General features: G+C 62.0%; 19 protein-coding genes and 1 riboswitch. Of the genes, 16 read left to right on the top strand and 3 right to left on the bottom strand.

The genetic code is table 11. The features are described 5' to 3' along the window. The first annotated feature begins 178 nt into the window (after positions 1 to 178). The 6 genes from CHB75_RS16210 to CHB75_RS16185 all read left to right on the top strand — a co-directional run bounded on the left by CHB75_RS16210 (position 179) and on the right by CHB75_RS16185 (position 5,774). Positions 179 to 1,192, top strand: coding sequence for a LacI family DNA-binding transcriptional regulator (locus tag CHB75_RS16210; protein WP_089272369.1), 1,014 nt, complete (start codon positions 179 to 181; stop codon positions 1,190 to 1,192). Positions 1,193 to 1,258: 66 nt separating this feature from the next. Further along, positions 1,259 to 1,927, top strand: a complete 669-nt coding sequence (locus CHB75_RS16205) for an amino acid ABC transporter permease (protein WP_089272367.1) — start codon at positions 1,259 to 1,261, stop codon at positions 1,925 to 1,927. Between the two features lies 1 nt (position 1,928). After that, positions 1,929 to 2,585 (top strand): amino acid ABC transporter permease, encoded by a 657-nt coding sequence (locus CHB75_RS16200; protein ID WP_089272365.1) that lies wholly within the window; start codon positions 1,929 to 1,931, stop codon positions 2,583 to 2,585. Between the two features lie 21 nt (positions 2,586 to 2,606). Next, complete coding sequence (locus CHB75_RS16195) at positions 2,607 to 3,404, top strand: transporter substrate-binding domain-containing protein (RefSeq protein WP_089272363.1); 798 nt, start codon at positions 2,607 to 2,609, stop codon at positions 3,402 to 3,404. A 50-nt stretch (positions 3,405 to 3,454) separates the two neighbouring features. Next, positions 3,455 to 4,189: an amino acid ABC transporter ATP-binding protein gene (locus CHB75_RS16190; RefSeq protein WP_089272361.1), complete on the top strand. Its 735-nt coding sequence runs from the start codon at positions 3,455 to 3,457 to the stop codon at positions 4,187 to 4,189. 334 nt (positions 4,190 to 4,523) lie between these two features. Next, on the top strand, positions 4,524 to 5,774 hold the full coding sequence (locus CHB75_RS16185) for an Hsp70 family protein (protein ID WP_089272359.1): 1,251 nt from the start codon (positions 4,524 to 4,526) through the stop codon (positions 5,772 to 5,774). Here CHB75_RS16185 and CHB75_RS16180 read toward each other — a convergent pair. Next, on the bottom strand, positions 5,771 to 6,418 hold the full coding sequence (locus CHB75_RS16180) for a TetR/AcrR family transcriptional regulator (protein WP_089272357.1): 648 nt from the start codon (positions 6,416 to 6,418) through the stop codon (positions 5,771 to 5,773). The genes CHB75_RS16185 and CHB75_RS16180 overlap by 4 nt on opposite strands. Positions 6,419 to 6,583: 165 nt before the next feature. Between CHB75_RS16180 and CHB75_RS16175 the strand changes: the two genes are divergently transcribed. The 4 genes from CHB75_RS16175 (at position 6,584) to CHB75_RS16160 (ending at position 11,743) form a co-directional block, all read left to right on the top strand. Beyond that, a complete protein-coding gene (locus CHB75_RS16175) occupies positions 6,584 to 7,726 on the top strand; it encodes an HlyD family secretion protein (RefSeq protein ID WP_089272355.1) in 1,143 nt (380 codons plus the stop codon). Positions 7,727 to 7,731: 5 nt separating this feature from the next. After that, positions 7,732 to 9,300, top strand: coding sequence for a DHA2 family efflux MFS transporter permease subunit (locus tag CHB75_RS16170; protein ID WP_245841026.1), 1,569 nt, complete (start codon positions 7,732 to 7,734; stop codon positions 9,298 to 9,300). A 476-nt stretch (positions 9,301 to 9,776) separates the two neighbouring features. Continuing rightward, a complete protein-coding gene (locus CHB75_RS16165; protein ID WP_089272354.1) occupies positions 9,777 to 10,352 on the top strand; it encodes a TRAP transporter small permease subunit in 576 nt (191 codons plus the stop codon). Beyond that, positions 10,352 to 11,743 (top strand): TRAP transporter large permease, encoded by a 1,392-nt coding sequence (locus tag CHB75_RS16160; RefSeq protein ID WP_089272352.1) that lies wholly within the window; start codon positions 10,352 to 10,354, stop codon positions 11,741 to 11,743. Before CHB75_RS16165 ends, CHB75_RS16160 begins: the two co-directional genes overlap by 1 nt. A gap of 62 nt (positions 11,744 to 11,805) precedes the next feature. On the opposite strand, the gene CHB75_RS16155 is transcribed toward CHB75_RS16160, so the two are convergent. Then, positions 11,806 to 12,900 (bottom strand): TRAP transporter substrate-binding protein, encoded by a 1,095-nt coding sequence (locus CHB75_RS16155; protein ID WP_089272351.1) that lies wholly within the window; start codon positions 12,898 to 12,900, stop codon positions 11,806 to 11,808. A 288-nt stretch (positions 12,901 to 13,188) separates the two neighbouring features. Here CHB75_RS16155 and CHB75_RS16145 point away from each other — a divergent pair, with 288 nt between their 5' ends. The 6 genes from CHB75_RS16145 (at position 13,189) to CHB75_RS16120 (ending at position 18,235) form a co-directional block, all read left to right on the top strand. Continuing rightward, positions 13,189 to 14,145 (top strand): acetamidase/formamidase family protein, encoded by a 957-nt coding sequence (locus tag CHB75_RS16145; protein ID WP_089272423.1) that lies wholly within the window; start codon positions 13,189 to 13,191, stop codon positions 14,143 to 14,145. A gap of 71 nt (positions 14,146 to 14,216) precedes the next feature. After that, a riboswitch (TPP riboswitch) is annotated at positions 14,217 to 14,305 on the top strand. Between the two features lie 41 nt (positions 14,306 to 14,346). Continuing rightward, the gene (gene thiM, locus CHB75_RS16140) at positions 14,347 to 15,123 is read left to right on the top strand and encodes a hydroxyethylthiazole kinase (RefSeq protein ID WP_089272347.1); all 777 of its coding nucleotides are present in this window, start codon (positions 14,347 to 14,349) and stop codon (positions 15,121 to 15,123) included. After that, on the top strand, positions 15,120 to 15,761 hold the full coding sequence (gene thiE, locus CHB75_RS16135) for a thiamine phosphate synthase (RefSeq protein WP_089272345.1): 642 nt from the start codon (positions 15,120 to 15,122) through the stop codon (positions 15,759 to 15,761). The genes thiM and thiE overlap by 4 nt, the downstream gene beginning before the upstream one ends. Then, positions 15,758 to 16,561 (top strand): bifunctional hydroxymethylpyrimidine kinase/phosphomethylpyrimidine kinase, encoded by an 804-nt coding sequence (gene thiD / locus CHB75_RS16130; RefSeq protein WP_089272344.1) that lies wholly within the window; start codon positions 15,758 to 15,760, stop codon positions 16,559 to 16,561. Before thiE ends, thiD begins: the two co-directional genes overlap by 4 nt. Before the next feature lie 20 nt (positions 16,562 to 16,581). Continuing rightward, positions 16,582 to 17,268 (top strand): thiaminase II, encoded by a 687-nt coding sequence (gene tenA, locus CHB75_RS16125; protein WP_089272342.1) that lies wholly within the window; start codon positions 16,582 to 16,584, stop codon positions 17,266 to 17,268. Positions 17,269 to 17,362: 94 nt separating this feature from the next. Further along, positions 17,363 to 18,235 carry a dioxygenase family protein gene (locus CHB75_RS16120; RefSeq protein WP_089272340.1) on the top strand — a complete coding sequence of 291 codons (873 nt, stop codon included), beginning with the start codon at positions 17,363 to 17,365 and terminating at the stop codon, positions 18,233 to 18,235. 31 nt (positions 18,236 to 18,266) lie between these two features. Here CHB75_RS16120 and CHB75_RS16115 read toward each other — a convergent pair whose 3' ends face one another. After that, on the bottom strand, positions 18,267 to 20,786 hold the full coding sequence (locus tag CHB75_RS16115) for a heavy metal translocating P-type ATPase (RefSeq protein WP_089272338.1): 2,520 nt from the start codon (positions 20,784 to 20,786) through the stop codon (positions 18,267 to 18,269). Positions 20,787 to 20,980 lie beyond the last annotated feature (194 nt).

Genomic DNA, 20,980 nt, shown 5'->3' with positions numbered 1-20,980 from the left:
GCCAGATGTTTTGTGACCGCCCACTATTCACACAGGTCGTGTGCCCAGCAAGACAGGGTACCTTGCTTGGTAGGGAGGGCCGCGCTGACGGCAAGCTCTTCGACTGCCCGTGTTTTCCGTATCGCTTTATTCTGTAGTCTCTATACCAGCCGCAAGTCAAAGCAGGAGGGGGGTGCGCATGAGACCCAAGAAGGTCACACTTGATATGATTGCGCAGGTTGCGGGCGTATCGCGCGCGACCGTTTCGCTGGTGGTACGCAAGTCGCCGCTGGTGGCGGACCGCACCCGAAAGAAGATCGAACAGGTCATGGCCGATCTTGACTATGTCCGGGACATCGGTGCCGCGCGGCTGCGCAACAACAGCAGCCGGACAATCGGTGTCATCGTGCCGAACCTCGTGAATTCGTTCTTCACCGAATTCCTTTCGGGGGCCGAGCGGATCATGGGCGAGGATGACCGCGTCGTTTTGCTGGCCAACAGCCATGACGACCTTTCCCGGCAGGATGACATTTTGCAGCGGTTCAGGGGTCACGGCGTCGATGGCGTGATCCTCTGCCCCGCCGAAGGAACCGAACCGGGGCTGCTGACACGGATACAAGGATGGGGCATGCCAGTGGTGCAGTCCCTGCGTGAGGTAGGGCAAGACCTGACCGATTATGCCGGCGCGGATTACATCGAAGGGGTGCGGCTCGCAGTCCAGCATCTAGTCGATCACGGTTGGCGACGCATTGCGTTCCTGTCGGTGACGGCACACACTTCGGCGAGCGATGAACGGTTGAAGGGCTTTGCCCGGGCCCTGGCCCTGACCGGGGCAGAAGATGCCGACACGGTCGAGGTAGAGCTGACATGGGACGGCGCAGCAGGATCGGCGGAAAAGGTGCTGGCGCTGCCCAACCGACCAACCGGGGTTCTGTGCTTTAATGATATTCTCGCTGCGGGCCTGATGCTCGGCCTGCGCCGCGCCGGACTAGAGCCGGGTGTCGATGTTGCCGTGGTCGGTCTGGACGATCTGCCGCTGGCACAACTAACCTATCCGCCACTGACCAGCGTCGCCGTGTTCCCCGAACAGATCGGCGCCTCGGCTGCAAGGTTACTGGTTCGCAGACTTGCAGATGCGACTGCACCGATTGAACGATCCATTGTTTCACCACAACTGATGGCGCGGCAAAGTAGCTGGCAAGAAGCAGATTGACTTTTCCCTGCGTAAAATTTAGATCGATCTAATAGGATGAATTGATACATTCTCTGGGGAGGGCAGATGTATAACTTTAGCTTTCAGCCCGTGTTCGAAAATCTCGATTTGCTGCTTTATGGCGCTTGGCTGACGATTCGCATGTCGTTGATTGCGATGGTGCTCGGGCTGATCGTTTCGCTCTTGGGTGCGGTCGCCAAAACCTCGGGCATTCGGCCGCTGCGCTGGGTGATGGATGTCTATGTTGAAGTGATCCGCAACACGCCCTTCCTTGTGCAGATCTTCTTTATCTTCTTCGGCCTTCCCGCGATCGGCATATCGATGTCGCCTAACACTGCGGCGATTGTCGCGTTGGTCGTCAACGTTGGCGCCTACGGGACCGAAATCATTCGCGCCGGAATCGAATCCATCCCCGGCGGCCAGATCGAAGCGGGCCGCGCGCTTGGGCTGAGTCCGGTGCAGATCTTTCGCTATGTGGTGATGAAACCGGCATTGCGGAACATCTACCCCTCGCTGACCAGCCAATTCATCTATCTCATGCTGACTTCAAGTGTGGTTTCGGTCATCTCGGCCAATGATCTGGCTTCGGCTGGTGCCGATCTGAATGCCCGCACCTTTGCGAGTTTCGAAATCTATCTGATGCTGACCATCATGTATTTCCTGCTGGCGCTTGGTTTCTCGACACTGTTCGCCGCAATCCGCCGCAGCTTTTTCACCTATCCCGCGAGCCGCTGACATGATCCGCGAATTCACATCCGCCGAAGTTCTGTTCATCGTTCTGGCGGTCCGCTGGACGCTGATCCTGTCGGCCATCGCCTTTCTGGGCGGTGCCCTTGGCGGGTTGCTGATTGCCCTGACGCGCACGTCCCAGAGCAAGGCGCTACGCCGCATCGCCGCCGGTTTTATCCAGGTGTTTCAGGGCACACCGCTGCTGATGCAGTTGTTCCTCGTCTATTTTGGCCTTGCCGTGGTCGGGCTGCCGATCAATCCGTTGCTCGCCGCCGCTGTCGCGCTCACCTTTCATGCCAGCGCTTATCTGGGCGAAATCTGGCGCGGCGCTATCGAAGCCGTCCCCTCCGGTCAGGCCGAAGCCGCCACCGCGCTTTCCCTGTCCTACACCGACCGCATGCGCCATGTCGTTCTGCCACAGGCGCTGCGGCTGGCCATCGCGCCGACCGTTGGATTCCTTGTGCAACTGATCAAGGGCACTTCTTTGGCCTCGATCATCGGATTCACTGAACTGACCCGCGCCGGTCAGATCATCAACAACGCGACTTTCAAGCCGTTTCTGGTCTTTGGCACGGTCGCTGCCCTGTACTTCATCCTGTGCTGGCCGCTTTCCCTGCTGGCCCGTCACATGGAAACCCGGATGCGTCGTGCAATCACGCGCTGAGACCTCAAGGAGGAGGAAACCATGAAACTGAACCGCCGTTTGTTCACCACCCTTGCCGCCAGCGCGCTGGTCGCAGGCCTTGCCGCCCCTTCAATGGCCGCCGATCTGGCCGAAATCGAAGCCGCGGGCACCGTCAAAATCGGCATGCTGGTCGATTTCCCGCCCTTCGGCATTCAGGATATGTCGGGCAATCCCGATGGATATGATGCCGACGTCGCCAAGGCCCTGGCAGACTATATGGGTGTCACTGCCCAGATCGTGCCCGTAACCGGACCGAACCGCATCCCCTATCTGCTGTCGGGTCAGGTCGATGTTCTGGTTGCATCGCTCGGTATCACCGAAGAGCGCGCGCAGAAGGTCGATTTCTCGCGGCCCTATGCGGGGATCAGCATCGCCGTCTATGGCGACAATGGACTTGAAGTAACAGACAAGGCCGGTCTGTCGGGGCAGTCGATTTCTGTCGCGCGCGCCTCTACGCAGGACAGTGGCGTTACTGCCGTTGCGCCCGAAGGCACCGATATCCGGCGCTTTGACGATGACGCGACCGCCGTTCAGGCGCTGCTGTCGGGTCAGGTCAAACTGATCGGGGCCTCAAACGTCGTCATGTCGCAGATTGCTGCGGCAATGGGCGACCGCTTTGACAAAAAGTTCGACCTTTCCAGTCAGGTGCAGGGGATCGCGGTCGCACCGGGCTCTGACGCGCTGCTGGTCAAGATCAACGGCTTTGTCGAGCAGGCCAAATCGGACGGGGCACTGGACAAGATCCACGAGAAATGGCTCGGAGAGCCTCTGCCAGACTTCGTGAAAACCGCCCAGTGATGTTTAGCCGCCCGGTCGATACAGACCGGGCGCCTTTCAGGGAACCGATCATGACCGAACAAGCCATCCTCATGCGTGCCGTGAACAAGTATTACGGGGCCTTCCACGCGCTGAAAGACATCGACCTCACGGTCGAACGCGGCGAACGGATCGTCATCTGCGGCCCATCCGGGTCCGGAAAATCGACGCTGATCCGCACCATCAACCAGCTTGAGGCGATAGAATCCGGTACGATCACCGTGGACGGGATCGAATTGACGGCTGGCGGCGACAACGTGGCCAAGGTCCGTCGCGACGTCGGCATGGTTTTCCAGTCGTTCAATCTGTTCCCGCACATGACCGTGCTGGAAAACTGCGTCCTTGCCCCGATGAAAAGCCGCAAGATTTCCCGAACCGAGGCCGAAGCCACCGCACGGCAATATCTGGAACGCGTCCGGATCCCCGAACAGGCCGACAAATACCCGGCCCAGCTGTCTGGCGGTCAGCAACAGCGCGTCGCGATAGCACGGGCCCTGTGCATGAAGCCTCGCATAATGCTTTTCGACGAGCCGACATCAGCGTTGGACCCTGAAATGGTCAAGGAAGTTCTGGATACGATGATCGATCTTGCGCGGGAGGGCATGACCATGCTCTGCGTCACGCATGAGATGGATTTCGCCCGTGCGGTCGCCGACCGGGTTATCTTCATGGACAATGGCGTGATCGTTGAAGAGAACGCACCAGAGGCCTTTTTCAACAACCCCACCAACGAACGTCTGAAAAATTTCCTCGGACAGATCGCGTGACACGCCCGGGGCGTTCTGGCGCTCGGTAATCGGAAAACGGCGGTGTTCCGCGGGGCCATGTTCGGCGGCGAACCCAATATGCTGCCCGGTCGAGTGTGGTGATCCTGCAGACGTGAGCTGAAGATGTGATTGCCGAAATTCTCCTTCCCTTCGAATTCATCGCGCCATGGGATGCACCGCTGGCTGCTTTGGCGGAGTCAAATCATGGCATCCTCCGAAGTGCCGAAACAAAGTGGCGCTCGGATCTCGGGGATCTGTCGTCATCATCGCTTGACGATGCCCCTCGGTACCCATAAATCCGCGCCTTTCGATCTGGCGTAGAAAGACTTCGGGCATGGGACGACAAAGCCACGCGTTGGGCATAGATTTTGGTACTTCCAACTCTGCCGCAGGATACATGCGGGACGGCAAGCCGCATCTGATCCGGATGGCGCCGGGCCAGACTACCCTGCCGACCACGTTCTTCTTTGATTTCGATACGCGGCGGACGCTGATCGGCGAACCGGCCAATCAGGCGCTGCTGGCCGGAATCGAAGGACGGTTCATGCGGGCACTCAAACGGGTGCTTGGCACAAGTTTGATGCATGAAAAGCGCCAGATCCTGAACGAACGGGTGACTTTCGTCGACATCATCGCCCGCTTCCTGCGCGAAATCAGGATCCGCGCCGAGGCCGAGACGGGCCTTAGCTTTGAGCGCGCCCTGTCAGGGCGTCCGGTGGTGTTTCACGGCATGAACGATCCGCGCGAGGATCAGGCCGAGGCGGACCTGCGCGCCTGCTATCTGGCGGCGGGTTTCAAGGAAGTCGCCTTCATGCCCGAACCCGAGGCCGCCGCCATCGCCAGCGGCGCGCTTGAACAGTCGGGCGAGATCGGACTGATCGTCGACATCGGCGGTGGTACGTCCGACTTTTCACTGTTTCGCTCGGACGGGGACGGTGTGACGATCCTGGCCACCCACGGCGTGCGCATCGGCGGCACGGATTTCGACCGCACGATCAGTTTCAACGAAGTGATGCCGCTTCTGGGGCGCGGAACCCAGTTGCGCAATGTGATGGGCGACGGGTCGCTGCCTGCGCCGAACGGCATATTCAATGACCTCGCCACCTGGGAAAAGATTCCGTTTCTCTACACTCCGCAGAACCGCCGCATGGTCGCGGACATGCTGAAAGTGGCGGACGAGCCGAAAAAATTCACTCGGCTGGCCAGTGTGCTTGAGCACGAGCTTGGTCATGAAATGGCCTTTGCGGTCGAACGCGGCAAGATCGCCGCAAACGATGGCGATGCATCGTCCCGCATCCTGCTTGATCCACTCGAGCGGGGGCTGTTTGCCCCGCTGCCACCCGAAACTCTGGCTGCCGTCCTTGCCCCGCATGCGGCAGCGTTGCACGAAGGTGCGCGGGACACGCTGGCGCTTGCAGGACTTGACGCGGGCCGGATTGATCGGGTGATCTACGTTGGCGGTTCCAGTCTGATGTCGGTGGTTTCGGACACGATGCGGGATGTGTTTCCCGATGCCCGGCACAGTTTTTCAGAGGTGTTCACGGCGGTCACGGACGGGCTGGCCCGCGCGGCCGAGCGTCTTTAGGCAGATTTGGCGACCTTATAGGCCGCCATGAACAAGGTGACCGCACTGGTGACGGCGGCCTCGATCTCGTGGGGCGCGGGCGCTACGGTCCTTTGACCGAATAGCCGCGGCTTCCACAGGGTGGCGGTCGACAGCTCAAGGAACTGGGCGGCGGCGCGGGGAACGTCCGGTATGGCAAGCTGACCGGATGCCACGGCACTGCGGAGATAGGTGGCCAGAGCGGTCTGTGACCGCATCGCGCCGCCGGTGAAAAAGCGCGCGCCAAGCGCCGGCATCCTTTCGGCGATTCCGATGATGATGCGCTGTGCCTTGACCACTTCGTCCGAACAAACGATGGACACCACCGCACAGCCATAGCGATGCAGCACCTCGACCGTTGGATCATCGCTCGACAGTATGCTGGTCACGTTTTCGAAACGCTTGGCGCGCTCCTCCTCGACCATCGACTCGAACAGATCCTCCTTGCCGTCGAAATAGATGTACAGCGTGCTCTTGGAGACACCTGCAGCACGGCAGATGTCATTTACCCCGGCGGCGTCAAAGCCACGCTCCATGAAAACGCGCTTTGCCCCGGCAAGAATCTGGCCCCGTTTTGCCGGATCAGCACCGGCGGCGTGCCGGGCACTGCACTTTGAGTCATCCATTCAACACGCGTCCTTACCGATCATCATGACCCGTCACAGTGGATCAAATTAACTGCAAGCCTTTTAATCGAACTGATCGGTTCGATAAAGGCTTGATTGGAGGCGTGAGTTGGCCTAAATGCGGATCGAACCGATCGGTTCGATCAATTGCAGGAGAGCGGGACCATGTCCAGACACGAACGACTGACACCTGACTCCACCAAACTGGACGATCCCACCGCCGAAGCGCCCCGCAAGGGAAGCCGCAAGAAGGTGATCTTTGGGCTTGTCGGACTGATCGCTCTGGGCGTGGGCGGCTGGCAGGGCACGCAATACTGGACCGCCGGACGTTTCATGGAAACCACGGACGACGCCTATGTCGCGGCCGATGTGACGCTGGTAAGCAGCCGGGTGCAGGGCTATGTCGCCACGGTAAGCGTCGGATCGAACGACCACGTTTCCGCAGGTGATATCCTTGTCCGACTGGACGACGGCGACTATCGCAACGCGCTGGCCACATCGCAAAGCCGGTTCGCCACGGCGGGCGACACTCTGGCCCGGATCGATGCCCAGATAGCCGCTGCCCGCGCCGGGGTGGCACAGGCCGAAGCCGCACGGGACACGGCGGATGCGCAGCTGAGAACTGCCAGAACCAATGCCGACCGCACTGAAAAATTGGCCTCGAACAAGGTGACAAGCCAGGCGGCGCTCGATACCGCAACCGAAGATCTTGATGTGGCTCGCGCAGGCCTGGCCAGTGCCGAGGCCGCAATTGCCAGCGCCGAAGCGCAGGTTGCCGTGCTGCAGGCCGAGCGGGCCGAATCCGAAGGCCAGCGCCGTGAGCTTGGGATTGCCGTCGATCAGGCGCGCCGCGATCTGGATCTGACGGTCCTGCGCGCGCCCGCCGATGGCATTGTGGCCAACATGACGCTCGAGGTTGGCGACATGGTCGCGCCGGGTGCGCGGCTGGCTGCGCTGATCCCCGATGGGAGCCTTTTCGTCGAAGCGAACCTCAAGGAAACGCAGATGGCGGGCGTCGGTCCCGGCGCTTTGGTCGAAATGAGTTTTGACGCCCTGCCGGGGCAGACATTCGAAGGGCGCGTCGACTCGGTCGCGCCTGCGACGGGGGCCGTCTTTTCGCTATTGCCCGCCGACAACGCCACCGGCAACTTTACCAAGATCATCCAGCGCATCCCCATCCGCATCTCGCTGCCAGAGGCCGCTCTGGCCACCGGCCAGCTGCGCGCCGGGCTGTCCACCGAGATTTCCATCGACACCCGCACGACGCCGACCCCCGGCACCGCGACGGTTGCGGCCCTGTCGGAGTAGGATCCGTGGCCAGTACAGCCGCCCCCACTTTGACCGACGACACAGAACTGACGCCGCGCCGCATCGCCGCCTTCATGGTCATGGTATTGGGCATGTTCATGGCAATCCTCGACATCCAGATCGTCTCGGCCTCGCTACCTGACATTCAGGCGGGGCTGGGCGCGTCGCCGGACGAAATCAGCTGGGTGCAGACCTCGTACCTGATTGCCGAGGTCATCATGATCCCGCTGTCGGGTTTCCTTGCCCGGATGATGTCGACGCGGCTGCTGTTCACGCTGTCGGCGGCTGGGTTTACCGCGGCGTCCTTCATGTGCGCCACTTCCGGATCGATCAGCGAAATGATCGTCTGGCGTGCCCTGCAGGGGTTCCTTGGCGGCGGTATGATCCCGTCTGTCTTTGCTGCCGCCTTCACCATTTTCCCGCCGTCCAAGCGCAGTATCGTCTCGCCCATCATCGGGCTGATTGCGACCCTCGCGCCCACCGTCGGACCGACCGTCGGTGGCTACCTGAGCCACGCGATGTCCTGGCACTGGCTGTTCCTTGTCAACGTGATCCCGGGCATCCTTGTCGCCGTCGGGGCTTGGAGCCTGATCGATTTCGACCGCCCAAACTGGAAACTGTTCGACCGCTTCGACTGGTGGGGCCTTCTGGCCATGGCCGGCTTTCTGGGTGGCCTTGAATTCGTGCTTGAGGAAGGACCGTCAAACGATTGGCTCTCTGATCACGCAGTCGCCATCATGGCGCTGGTGATGGTCGTCGGCGGGGCCGTCACGTTCTGGCGGGCCTTTACCCGGGAAGAACCGATCGTCGATCTGTCGTCTTTCAATGACGTCAACTTTGCCGTCGGGTCGTTGTTTTCCTTTGTGATGGGCGTCGGTCTTTACGGGCTGACTTATCTTTATCCGCTCTACCTCGGTTCTGTGCGCGGGTATGACAGCCTGATGATCGGTCAAACAATGTTCGTTTCGGGCCTTGCGATGTTCGCCAGCGCGCCGCTTGCCGGGATCCTGTCGTCCAGGATGGACCTGCGGCTGATGCTGTTGATTGGCTTCATGGGTTTTGCCACTTCGACCTGGATGCTGACGGGCATGACCGCCGACTGGGATTTCAATGAACTGCTAGTGCCACAGATCCTGCGCGGCATGTCGCTGATGCTGTGCATGGTGCCAATCAACAATCTCGCACTCGGCACCTTGCCCCGGGAGAAGATGAAGGGGGCTTCGGGCCTTTATAACCTGACACGGAACCTTGGTGGTGCACTGGGTCTTGCCGTGATCAACACGCTGCTGACGGACCGTAGCGCGCTGCACTACGAACGCCTGTCCGAATCCGTGTCCTGGACCAACCCCGAGGCAGTCAGCCAGCTTGACGCCATGGCCCGAAACCTGACCGCGCGCGGTCTGGACGGCGCGAGTGGTGCGCTGGCGCAGATGGCCGCACGGATCAGCGGGCAGGCGGCGGTGATGTCCTTTATCGACATCTTCACGATCCTGGCGGTGATATTCGCAACTCTTGCCCTTGGCGCATTGCTCATGCGCCCGGCGGCCAAGGCACCGGCGGGCGCGGGACACTGAACAGGGTATCGGAAAAGTTGAGACCCGCAGGGCTCGGTGCCTTTACCAAGGCGGGACGCGATCCCTATGACGCGGAACCAGACAGTGACATCTGTCATGGTCCGGCCTTTCACCGGAAAACTCCACAGTAGGTGGTCGCCGATGGTCTGGGGTTTTGGTGCAACTCTGCACTGGTGCACCCTTTGTCGGGCCGATAAACGCATAATTTGGTTTATGTAATATTTGCGATGACAGGGAGAGGCGTTCCCGGGATCGAAGGGGTTCATGCTGCAGCCGCCCGAAAAGGCGGCGGTGCTGGCTTGCTGACGGCCCTATCGATACATCATTCCGGCCCGATGCGCCTCACCGCTGACACCGCAGGACAGGTTAGAACGACCGCAACTGCCCGAAATCACATCTTCGCCTTGACTTCTTTACGCCGCACTTTGATTGACGTGCCAAACAAACACTGGAACCGATCCGGGTAAGGGGGGAATGTGCGTTTTCTTGCTGGAATTGCCGCATTGATATGCGCCGTAAACCTTATCATCGGCAAAACGTTCGCCTGGCTGTCGCTGGCCATCGTCGCGGTGTGCTTTACCGTCGTGGTGCAGCGCTACTTTTTCGCGATCAGCTATGTCTGGATGCAGGACCTCTATATCTGGCTGAACGGGGCGATGTTCACCGCCGTCGCGGGTTTTGCGCTGTTGCGCGATGACCATGTGCGGGTGGACATCTTTTACCGCCCGGCCCGGATGCGGACACGGGCGCTGACCGATCTCGGTGGTGTTTTCCTCTTTCTTCTACCCTTCACCTGGGTGGTCTATCAATATTCCATGCCCTTCGTGCAGCGCGCCTGGGGCTATCACGAGGCTTCGGCGAATGTTGGCGGGATGCCCGGGCTCTATGTCCTGAAATCCTTTATCATCGCCTTTGCGGCCCTGATCGCCCTTCAGGGTGTGGCGATGATCATTCGGTCGATCCTGGTCCTGTCCGGCAATGCCGATCTGGTGCCAAAATCAATGCAGTACGGTCCTGACAGTGGCCCCGATCATCCGCAGGGAGCAATCTGATGGATCCGGTGACAATCGGCGAAGCGCTCGCCGCCCTGATGTTCTTTGGCGTGATCGGTTTCCTGCTGCTCGGCTTTCCGGTGGCCTTCACTCTGGCCGGTGTGTCGCTGATGTTCGGCGCTGTCGGGATGGCTTTGGGTGTCTTCGATCCGTCGAACTTTGGCGCGCTTCCCAGCCGTTATATCGGGTTCATGACGAATGAGGTGCTGGTGGCCGTGCCGCTGTTCATCTTCATGGGGGTGATGCTGGAACGCAGTCAGATCGCGGAACAGTTGCTGCTGACGATGAGCAAGCTGTTCGGCAACCTGCGCGGCGGACTGGGTCTGTCGGTTATCCTTGTGGGCGCGATGCTCGCCGCCTCGACCGGGGTGGTTGGCGCGACCGTGGTGACCATGGGGCTGATTTCACTGCCCGCGATGCTGCGTGCCGGGTATGACCCGAAACTGGCCACAGGCGTTATCTGCGCCAGCGGAACACTGGGCCAGATCATCCCACCGTCCACGGTGTTGATCTTCATGGGGGACATGCTGTCGGGCATCAACAGCCAGGTGCAGATGGCCAAGGGCAATTTCGCACCCGTGCCGGTATCCGTGGGCGACCTGTTCGCCGGGGCGCTTCTGCCCGGGATGCTGCTGGTAGCGCTCTACCTGATGTTTGTGGTGTTCAAGGCGGTGACCGATCCTGCTTCCTGCCCGGCCACACCTGTCCCGCCCGAGGAAAAGGGCGAGCTGCTGCGCGAGGTCTTTACCGCGCTGCTCCCGCCGCTCTGCCTGATCTTGGCCGTGCTCGGCTCGATCCTTGGTGGCATTGCGACCCCGACCGAAGCCGCGTCAGTGGGTGCCGTGGGCGCGATGCTGCTGGCGGCGCTGCGCTGGCGGTTGTCCTTTGGTATCCTGCGCGAAACCGTGGTGGCCACTGCGACGATCACCAGCATGGTGTTTGTGATCCTGCTGGGGGCGTCAGTGTTTTCCGTGGTGTTCCGGATGATGGGCGGCGACAACCTCGTCCACGAATTCCTGAGCAACCTGCCCGGCGGTACGCTGGCGGCGGTAGCCGTGGTCATGGTCATCATGTTCTTCCTCGGGTTCATCCTCGATACGTTCGAGATCATCTTTATCGTGATCCCGATTACCGCCCCGGTCCTGCTGGCGATGGATGTGGACCCGGTCTGGCTGGGTGTTCTGGTGGGTGTGAACCTTCAAACGTCCTTTCTTACCCCGCCGTTCGGATTTGCGTTGTTTTACCTGCGTGGCGTCGCTCCCGCAGATCTGCCAACCAGCGCGATCTACCGCGGTATCCTGCCCTTTGTGGTGCTGCAGGTCGTGGCAATTGCCATCCTGTTCGCCTTCCCCGGAATCGTCACATGGCTGCCCCGCCTGATCGCTGGGTGACGGTCACACGAAAAAAGGCCCGGTGGAAACACCGGGCCTTTCTGTTCGCGTGATCGCAATGATCAGTACTTGAGGTACTTCTGGCGCGCGGCCGTATAGGGCGCGTCGATCTTTTCGGTACGGGTCCGCAGCAGGTTCAGCGCCTCGATAAAGCTTTCGGTCGTCTTCTTGACCAGCGCGTCATCGCTGTTGCGCAGTTCTTCGATCACTTCGACCGACGCCTTGGCGCCTGCTTCCATGATGTCGTCGGGGAAGTTGCGCACCTGCACGCCGTGATCCTCGACCAGAGTCTTCAACGCGCGCGGATCGTTGGCGATGAAATCGGCCGCAACCATATCGTATTCTGCCTGGCTCACATCGCGGATGATCGCCTGCAGATCGTCGGGCAGTTCCTGATACTTCTTCTTGTCCACAACCAGTTCGGTCGCCAGACCCGATTCCACGAAGGACGGCATGTAGTAGTTCTTGGCCACCTGATAGAAACCAAGCGCGAGGTCGTTGTACGGCCCCACGAATTCAGCAGCGTCGAGTGTTCCCGACTGCAGCGCCTGAAAAATTTCGCCCGCAGCCATGTTGGTAACTGTCGCGCCCAGCTTTTCCCAGACCCGGCCACCAAGGCCAGGGGTGCGGAAACGGACGCCCTTGACGTCTTCGACGCTTTTCAGCTCATCGCGGAACCAGCCGCCAGCCTGCGTGCCGGTGTTGCCCGACAGGAAACCCTGAACGCCGAACTGATCATAGATTTCGTCCCAGATTTCCTGACCGCCCATGAAGCGGACCCACGCGGTGAGTTCGGGCGTGGTCATGCCATAGGGGACGCCGGTAAAGAACGACAACGCAGGCGATTTGTTCTGCCAGTAGTAGGCGGCGCCGTGGCTCATCTCGGCGCTGCCGTCGATGACGGCATCCAGCGACTGAAGCGGCGGAACCATTTCGCCGGCCGAATAAACCTGAACGGTCAGCCGCCCACCCGAAGCGAGGGTGATCCGATCCGCCAGACGCTGTGCGCCGACGCCCAGACCGGGGAAATTCTTGGGCCAGGTTGTGACCATGCGCCAAGTGATATTGCCCTGCGCGATAGCCGGAGCAGCAAGCCCCGTTGCGGCAGCGCCTGCGCCCAGCACACCGGCCGTGCGAATGAAAGAACGACGATCCATGATGTATCCTCTCGAAATCGAAATGTCTTGTGAAAGCGCGTCTGACAACATGACAGATATGCTTCGATCCGCAGATAATCCGGCGCCCCGGGAATTGTCCATGCCGCAGGCCCGGGATACGGCGTCTGACAGCGTTTATGTTGATCACTGGTCGCCTAAAAACCGGCTGCGTCCGCGATGAAAAAGCTTGCCGATCCCGGGTGGCTCACTGAACGAAAGGAAGAGGTTGATCCCCCCGGCGACCTGACGCAAGGATCGGCGGTATTCCCGCAGAGAAAGACAGCCGCCATGACGGATCATACCCTTGCCGCAACACCCGAAACCGTACACTGGGGCCGCTTCTGGTCAGAACTGCCACCGGTGCTGGCCATTGCGCCGGGCGACAGGGTGACGATCCAGACCTTTTCAGGACGCGAAGCGGTTCTGCCGCCCGAAGGTTCCGGCATGACGGTCGCGCCGGAACTGCGCGCGATCCTAGCGGCCGATCTGCCGGGGCAGGCGCATCTGCTGACCGGGCCGGTGGCAATTGACGGCGCGATGCCCGGGGACGTTCTGAAGATCGGGATCGAGCGGATCGAACTGGGCGCCGATTGGGGTTTCAACGCGGTGCGCCCCGCCGTGGGCACCCTGCCGGGGGAGTTCCCGGTGTCGCAATCCACTGTCACTCAGATCCCCATAGACCGCGAAAACCGTACCTGCCGCCTGCCATGGGGTGCGACCCTGCCACTTGCGCCGTTCTTTGGCGTGATGGGTGTGGCCCCGGCACCCGAGTGGGGCGAACTCACCTCGATCCAGCCGCGCCTGAACGGCGGCAACATAGATTTGAAACTGCTGTCCGAAGGTGCGACGCTTTATCTGCCGGTTCATGCGACAGGCGCGCTGTTCTCTTGCGGTGACGGCCACGGCTGTCAGGGCGATGGCGAGGTTTGCATTACCGCGCTGGAAACCGCGCTCACCGGGACGTTCCGGTTTGACCTGCTCAAAGCCGGGACGACCGGCATCGACATGCCCCGGGCCGAAACTGCGGACGAACTGATCTCGATGGGGTTTCACGCCAGCCTTGATACCGCGCTGCAGATCGCCCTGCGCCAGATGATCGCGATAATCCGCGAACGTACCGGGATCACCGAAACAGAGGCCTATCAATTCTGCTCGCTTGCTGTTGATTTCGCCGTCACCCAGTCGGTCAATCAGGAAAAGGGAGTCCACGGACGTCTGCGCAAGACGCTGCTTGAAACCGGCTAAGTCCCCGGTGCGGGGCTTACCCCGCGCGTAACATTATCCGGTTTGACTATCACCCGGGCGACCACTACCGTTCACATCACCAGGGGCGCCGCAAGGCTGAGATGTACCCTTTGAACCTGAACCAGATAATGCTGGCGGAGGGAGGTAGAAGTCGCCCCCTTGTGGCGCACTCTCCTTTTTTTGCCGAAAAGGAGAGTATGAATGTCCCCCGCAGATCTTTTGCGCAGGTTGCGCCGCGATGCCCCGCTGGTGCAGTGCATTACGAATTACGTGGCGATGAACATTGCCGCCAATGTGGTTCTGGCGGTCGGGGCGTCCCCGGCGATGGTCCATGCGGCCGAGGAAATTCCCGACTTCACGCCCATCGTCGGCGCGCTGACCATCAACATCGGCACGCTGTCCGCACCTTGGCGCGACTCCATGCTGGCGGCGGCAGAGGTGGCACAGGACCGCAATATCCCCTGGGTGCTGGACCCGGTGGCGCATTTCATCTCGGCCTACCGCAGGCAGGCGGCACAGGACCTTTTGGCGCGGCGCCCGACGGTCGTGCGCGGCAACGCCTCGGAAATCCTCGCCTTGGTCGGAGAGGCTGGCCTTGGCAAAGGCGCTGACAGCGGCGACAGCGTTGACGCAGCACAGGGGGCGGCACAGGCGCTGGCGCAGAAATCCGGCGCGGTTGTCGCGGTCACCGGGCCTGTGGATTTTGTGACGGACGGCGAAAGATGCGCGCAGGTGACGGGTGGCTCGCACTGGATGCCGCAGGTCACCGCGCTTGGTTGCGGGCTGACCGCGCTGATCGGGGGATATGCTGCCGTCGGTCCGGCCTTTGATGCCACGCTCGCCAGCCTTGCCCATTACAAGGTCGCCGGTTCGCGCGCCGGGGCCGAGGCCAAGGGGCCGGGCAGTTTCCAGGTTCATTTCCTTGATCAGCTGGCCGCGACCCGGCCAGAAGATCTGGCACAGGCGATCCGCGCGTGACACCGCTGCGCGATGCTCTGCGGCTTTATCTTGTGACGGATCCGGTGATGTGCGCGCCGGTTGGGCTGGTGGAAACGGTCCGGGCCGCCGTCGCGGGGGGCGTCACCATGGTGCAATTGCGCGACAAGACAGCAACAACGGCACAGCGCATTGCCGGGGGCCGGGCCCTGAAACAGCTGCTGGCAGGCACCGGCGTGCCGCTGGTGATCAATGATGATATCGAAGCAGCGCTCGCCTCAGACGCCGAGGGCGCACATATCGGACAGGATGACATCTCGGTCGCTGAAGCACGACAGCGCCTTGGGCCGGACAAGATCCTCGGGCTGTCCTGCGAAACGGTTGGCGCTGTCCGCTCTGTCGATCCGGGAATGGTCGACTACCTTGGGCTGGGGCCGGTCTTTGGCACCGCGACCAAGACGGATCACAAACACCCCATAGGTTTTGACGGGCTGGCCCGGCTTGCCGCGCTGTCGCCCCTGCCCTGCGTCGCCATCGGCGGCCTGAAACAGAACCATGTCACCGATGTGCTGTTCAGCGGCGCGAACGGTCTGGCCGTTGTGTCCGCCATCTGCGGGCAGGCTGACCCATGCGCCGCCGCCCGCGCCTTTGACTTCACCCAAAAGGACCAACACCGATGATCCCCAATGTTCTGAGCATTGCCGGTTCCGACCCGTCGGGCGGTGCCGGTATCCAGGCCGATCTCAAGACGATTTCGGCCAATGGCGCCTATGCAATGGCTGCCCTAACCGCCCTGACCGCACAAAACACCCAAGGTGTGAGCGGCGTGCATCTGGTCCCACCCGCCTTCGTGAAACAGCAGATCCGTGCCGTGTTCGACGACATCCGCGTGGACGCCGTCAAGATCGGCATGATTGCCAGCGCCGACATCGCCGATGCCGTTGCCGACGCGCTGGAGGATCATCCCGGCCTCATCATCGTGCTCGATCCGGTGATGATCGCCAAGGGCGGCGCGCCCTTGCTACAGGACGATGCCATCGCCACCCTGCGCGACCGGCTGCTGCCCCGTGCGACCATGCTTACTCCGAACCTGCCGGAGGCGGCGCATTTGCTTGGCGTCGAAACCGCGACCACCCGCGCAGAAATGGCCCGACAGGGCGCCGCGCTTTGCACGATGGGGCCGCAAGCGGTGCTTATGAAAGGCGGGCATCTGGGTGGCGGTGAAAGCCCCGATTGTCTGGTGACACCCGACGGCACCCACTGGTTCGAAGGTCCGCGGATCGATACGCCGAACACCCACGGCACCGGCTGCACGCTATCCTCTGCACTTGCGGCCCAACTGGCCACAGGGCTTTCCCTGCCCGACGCCGTGCTGGCGGCCAAAACCTATGTCGCCCGGGCCATTGCAGGGTCGGCCGCGCTCACCGTCGGGTCCGGTCACGGGCCCACCCATCACTTTGCCGGATTTGTCGCGACATGAAACACCACTCCAAAACCCCCATGGACCATTCCCCCTATGGCCAGAGCTTCACACTCTGGCGCGACGGGTGCCCCACAGCCTGGCAGGATTACACCGATCACGCCTTTGTCGAAGGATTGCGCAGCGGATCCCTCCCCCGGGCCGCCTTTCTGCACTACCTCGTGCAGGACTACGTCTTTCTTGTGCATTTCGCCCGGGCATGGTCTCTGGGTGTGATCAAGGCCGACACGCTGGACGAAATGAAAAGCTGCGCGCGCACCGTGGACGCGCTCGTCAATCACGAGATGGCCCTGCATGTGACAACCTGTGCGGCCGCCGACATCGACGAGGCCACGCTTTTCGCCGCCACCGAAGAGTTCGAAACCCTCGCCTATACCCGCTACGTCATGGATGCCGGGCTTCATGGCGACTACCTTGATCTGATGGCCGCGCTCGCGCCCTGCTGTTTTGGCTATGGTGAGATCGGCCTGCGCCTTGCCGGTTCTGCCGAACCGGGCACACCTTATCAGGATTGGATCAAAACCTACGCCGACGCAGGGTATCAGAACACGATGAAGGCTGTGGGCCGCATGATGGACATGGCGCTGGAACGCCGTCTGGGGCCGGACCCGACCCTGTCGCCGCGCTGGCCGCGCCTTCAGCACCGTTTCGCCACCGCCACCCGGCTGGAGTCGGCGTTCTGGGATATGGGCCTGCGGGCTGGGTAACCAAGGATTCGACAACGTGTCTGCGACGGAAACCGGCACCGCATACGTTTGACCTGAAAACCTCCGCCCGGGCGGGGGCAGCAAGGAGAAAGAAATGACACATCCAAGCCATGAACATGATCTGGGTTTCGCGCAGGATCTTCCCAGAATGGTCGGCAGGCGGCGTCTTATTGCGCTGATGGGCGGTCTGGGGTTGGCCTCGGCCACGGGGGTTCCGGCATCGGCTTTGGAATGCGTCTCCCTGCCCTGGGAAACCGCTGGGCCCTATCCGGCGGATGGCAGCAATGCAAAACGCGGGCAGACGGTGAACGCCCTGATCGAAGATGGCGTTATCCGCCACGATCTGCGCCCGTCTTTCGGCAATCTGACACCCGTGGCGGACGGCGTACCGCTTGAGCTGGAGCTGACATTGCAGGACGCCGCTGGCTGCTCCCCCCTGTCCGGACATGCCATTTATGTCTGGCATTGTGATGTGGCGGGTAAATATTCGCTCTATGACACGACCGACGCCAACTATCTGCGCGGCGTGGGTCTGGCCGATGCCGACGGCAAGGTACGTTTCACCACCATTGTTCCCGGCTGCTATGACGGGCGCTGGCCGCACATCCATTTCGAGGTTTTCCAGAGCGTCGAAGCCGCAGTCAGCGGCGAAGCATCGGTTCTGACCGCGCAGATTGCCCTGCCCGGGGAAACCGCCGCCACCGTATATGCCGGGGACAGCCGCTATCCCGATGGCGCCCGCAACCTTGGCCGGATCACGCTTGCGTCGGACAACGTGTTTGCCGACAACTCAGCGGAACAGTTGCAGCAGCAGACGCTGGCGATGACCGGAGACATCGCGACCGGCTATCGCGGTACGGTGACAATTCCGGTGGATTTCAAGGCCGAGCGTTCTGCCTCAAGACCGCCGCGCTCGGGTGGCTGGTTCTTTGGCAGAAAGCCGCCGCGCCCGCCGTCGGACAACTGAAACCAACGCCAAGGGTGCGGCGACCTGGCGATCATTCCGCCTGCACTACGGCGCCTGCGCGGGACGGGAGGCGCGGCGCGACCTGGTCCCGCTCGTCCATCTGTGGCTTGATCCGGCGCAGACGCAGCGCGTTGCTGAGGACAAAGACCGAGGACAACGCCATCGCCCCCGCCGCCAGCACCGGCGACAGCAGCACGCCAAAGGCCGGATAGAACACGCCCGCCGCCACCGGGATCAGCGCGGCGTTGTAGCCAAAGGCCCAGAACAGGTTCTGACGAATGTTGCGCATCGTCGCATGTGACACCGCAAAGGCATTGACGACCCCGCGCAGATCGCCGGACATCAGCACCACATCGGCGGATTCGATGGCCACATCTGTCCCGGTGCCAATGGCGATGCCCACATCCGCATGGGCCAGCGCCGGGGCGTCGTTGATGCCGTCGCCAACAAAGGCCACCCTGCGCCCGCCTGCGCGCAACGCATCAATGGCGGCAACCTTGCCATCCGGCAGAACTCCGGCGATCACGCGATCTATGTCGACCTCTGCGGCGATGGCCTCGGCCGTCTCGCGTTTGTCGCCAGTGATCATCGCGACCTCGAGCCCCTGCGCATGCAGTGCGGCGATGACGGCCGCGCTGGCGGGCTTGACCGGATCGGCCACGCCGATCAGAGCAGCGATCCGCCCGTCGATGGCGGCAAACAGGGCGGATCGACCACGCTTTGCCAGCGCCGTTTCAGTCTCGGCCAGCGGGCCTGTGTCAATCCCCTCACGGGCCATCAGGCGGTCCGCACCCACCAGCACATCGCGCCCCGCGACCCGTGCGCGCACTCCGTAGCCTGCGATTGCCGTGAAATCACTTAGTTCTGAATGATCCACGGCTTCGGCCCGGGCCGCTCGCACGATCGCATCGGCAATGGGGTGTTCCGAACGTTCCTCGACCGCCGCCACAAGTGACAGGATCTCGGCGCGCGTGAAGCCATCAGCCAGCACAAGGTTGGTCAGTTCCGGGCGTCCCTCTGTCAGGGTGCCGGTCTTGTCGACCGCGACCACATCGACCGAACACAAGGCCTGCAACGCATCACCCTTGCGAAACAGCACACCCAGTTCGGCGGCGCGGCCCGTCCCCACCATGATCGAGGTCGGCGTGGCGAGTCCCATCGCGCAGGGGCAGGCAATGATCAGAACCGAAACCCCCGCGACCAGCGCATAGGTCAGCGCGGGCGCATCGGCAAAGGTCAGCCAGGCCAGAACCGTCAGCGCCGCCAGACCCATGATCGCAGGCACGAACCACAGGGTGATCCGGTTCACCAGCCCCTGAATAGGTAGCCGCGCGCCCTGCGCCTCTTCGACCATGCGGATGATCTGCGCCAGCGTCGTGTCGCCCCCGACACGTGTGGCGCGAAACCGAAACCCACCCGCGCCGTTGATCGTGCCACCGGTCACTGTCGCGCCGGGGCCTTTGGACACGGGGACAGGTTCGCCGGTGATCATGCTTTCATCGACGTGGCTTTCGCCATCCACTACCTCGCCATCCACGGCCACCCGTTCACCGGGACGCACAACAAGGGTGTCGCCCGTGCGGATATCGTCGATCGACAGCTCCATAATTTTACCGTCGCGCAGCACATTGGCCGTGTGCGCCTGCAACCCCAACAGGGACTTGATCGCCGCCCCGGTGCGGCCCTTGGCCCGCGCCTCCATCCAGCGCCCGATCAGGATCAGAACGATGATCACCGCTGCGGCTTCGAAATACACCGCCCGCACCGCTTCGGGCAGAAGGCCCGGCAGAAAGGTGGCGACAACCGAATAGAGATAAGCCGCCCCGGTGCCCACCGCGACAAGGCTGCTCATGTCCGGCGCGGCCTTGAACAGTGCGGGAATCCCCTTGGCGTAGAACGTCCGTCCCGGTCCGATCAGGACCAGCGTGGTCAGGATGAACTGAATCACCCAGGACGTCTGCGTGCCGATCGTCTGCATGACCCACATGTGAAAGGCGGGGATCATGTGTCCGCCCATCTCAAGCACAAAGACCGGCAGCGCCAGCGCAGCCGCCTGCAGCACCGATCGCCGCAGCGAAGTGATCTCTTCCTCCTTGCGGGCGGTGGTGGTGTCTTCGCTCCGGCCAGAGGCATGCACCGTGGCGGGATAGCCCGCCGCAGTAGACGTCTGGGCGATCTCGGCCGGGGTCACCGCGCCGTCGACATAGCGCACCGTCGCGCGCCCGGTGGCAAGGTTCACCTGCGCAGCCGTGACGCCGGGCAAAGCGTTCAACGCCTTTTCCACCCGGCCCACGCAGGAAGCGCAGGACATTTCGGTCACGTCTATGGTGGTTTCGACCTCGCGTGCAGGATAGCCTGCCTTGTCGAGGGTTTCGGACAGCACGGCTGCCGTCACGGTTCCATCATGGGTCACGCGGGCGGTTTCTGTCGCAAGGTTCACCTCGGCCCCGCTCACCCCCGGCACGGCGTTCAGCGCCTTTTCCACCCGCCCGACGCAAGAGGCACAGGACATGCCGTCGACCCGCAGGTTCAAAGTGTTCGGAGCTGTCATGATGCTGGATCCCCCATGGTTTCGTTCATCTGCGATACAGATAGGGATTCCAGTTGCTGGAAGGTCAAGAGGTCGCTTCCGGCACAGGTAAAGATGCGTGAGACCTCTCCAGACCGCCACAGGTGATGACACATCCGCGAGACTGAACCGTCCCAACTCGGCCAGCCTGCAAGGCCTCCGTGATACGCTAATCC

This window comes from Puniceibacterium sediminis, assembly GCF_900188035.1.
In the GTDB taxonomy this organism is placed as follows: domain Bacteria; phylum Pseudomonadota; class Alphaproteobacteria; order Rhodobacterales; family Rhodobacteraceae; genus Puniceibacterium; species Puniceibacterium sediminis.
This window is presented reverse-complemented; position numbering and strand designations above follow the sequence as displayed.

Coding starts and splice junctions, on each gene's coding strand:
- CHB75_RS16185 (WP_089272359.1), top strand. CDS start 4,524: ATGGGACGACAAAGCCACGCGTTGGGCATAGATTTTGGTACTTCCAAC.
- CHB75_RS16195 (WP_089272363.1), top strand. CDS start 2,607: ATGAAACTGAACCGCCGTTTGTTCACCACCCTTGCCGCCAGCGCGCTG.
- CHB75_RS16190 (WP_089272361.1), top strand. CDS start 3,455: ATGACCGAACAAGCCATCCTCATGCGTGCCGTGAACAAGTATTACGGG.
- CHB75_RS16210 (WP_089272369.1), top strand. CDS start 179: ATGAGACCCAAGAAGGTCACACTTGATATGATTGCGCAGGTTGCGGGC.
- CHB75_RS16205 (WP_089272367.1), top strand. CDS start 1,259: ATGTATAACTTTAGCTTTCAGCCCGTGTTCGAAAATCTCGATTTGCTG.
- CHB75_RS16175 (WP_089272355.1), top strand. CDS start 6,584: ATGTCCAGACACGAACGACTGACACCTGACTCCACCAAACTGGACGAT.
- thiM (WP_089272347.1), top strand. CDS start 14,347: ATGTCCCCCGCAGATCTTTTGCGCAGGTTGCGCCGCGATGCCCCGCTG.
- CHB75_RS16120 (WP_089272340.1), top strand. CDS start 17,363: ATGACACATCCAAGCCATGAACATGATCTGGGTTTCGCGCAGGATCTT.
- tenA (WP_089272342.1), top strand. CDS start 16,582: ATGGACCATTCCCCCTATGGCCAGAGCTTCACACTCTGGCGCGACGGG.
- CHB75_RS16200 (WP_089272365.1), top strand. CDS start 1,929: ATGATCCGCGAATTCACATCCGCCGAAGTTCTGTTCATCGTTCTGGCG.
- CHB75_RS16160 (WP_089272352.1), top strand. CDS start 10,352: ATGGATCCGGTGACAATCGGCGAAGCGCTCGCCGCCCTGATGTTCTTT.
- CHB75_RS16180 (WP_089272357.1), bottom strand. CDS start 6,418: ATGGATGACTCAAAGTGCAGTGCCCGGCACGCCGCCGGTGCTGATCCG.
- thiD (WP_089272344.1), top strand. CDS start 15,758: ATGATCCCCAATGTTCTGAGCATTGCCGGTTCCGACCCGTCGGGCGGT.
- CHB75_RS16145 (WP_089272423.1), top strand. CDS start 13,189: ATGACGGATCATACCCTTGCCGCAACACCCGAAACCGTACACTGGGGC.
- CHB75_RS16115 (WP_089272338.1), bottom strand. CDS start 20,786: ATGACAGCTCCGAACACTTTGAACCTGCGGGTCGACGGCATGTCCTGT.
- CHB75_RS16155 (WP_089272351.1), bottom strand. CDS start 12,900: ATGGATCGTCGTTCTTTCATTCGCACGGCCGGTGTGCTGGGCGCAGGC.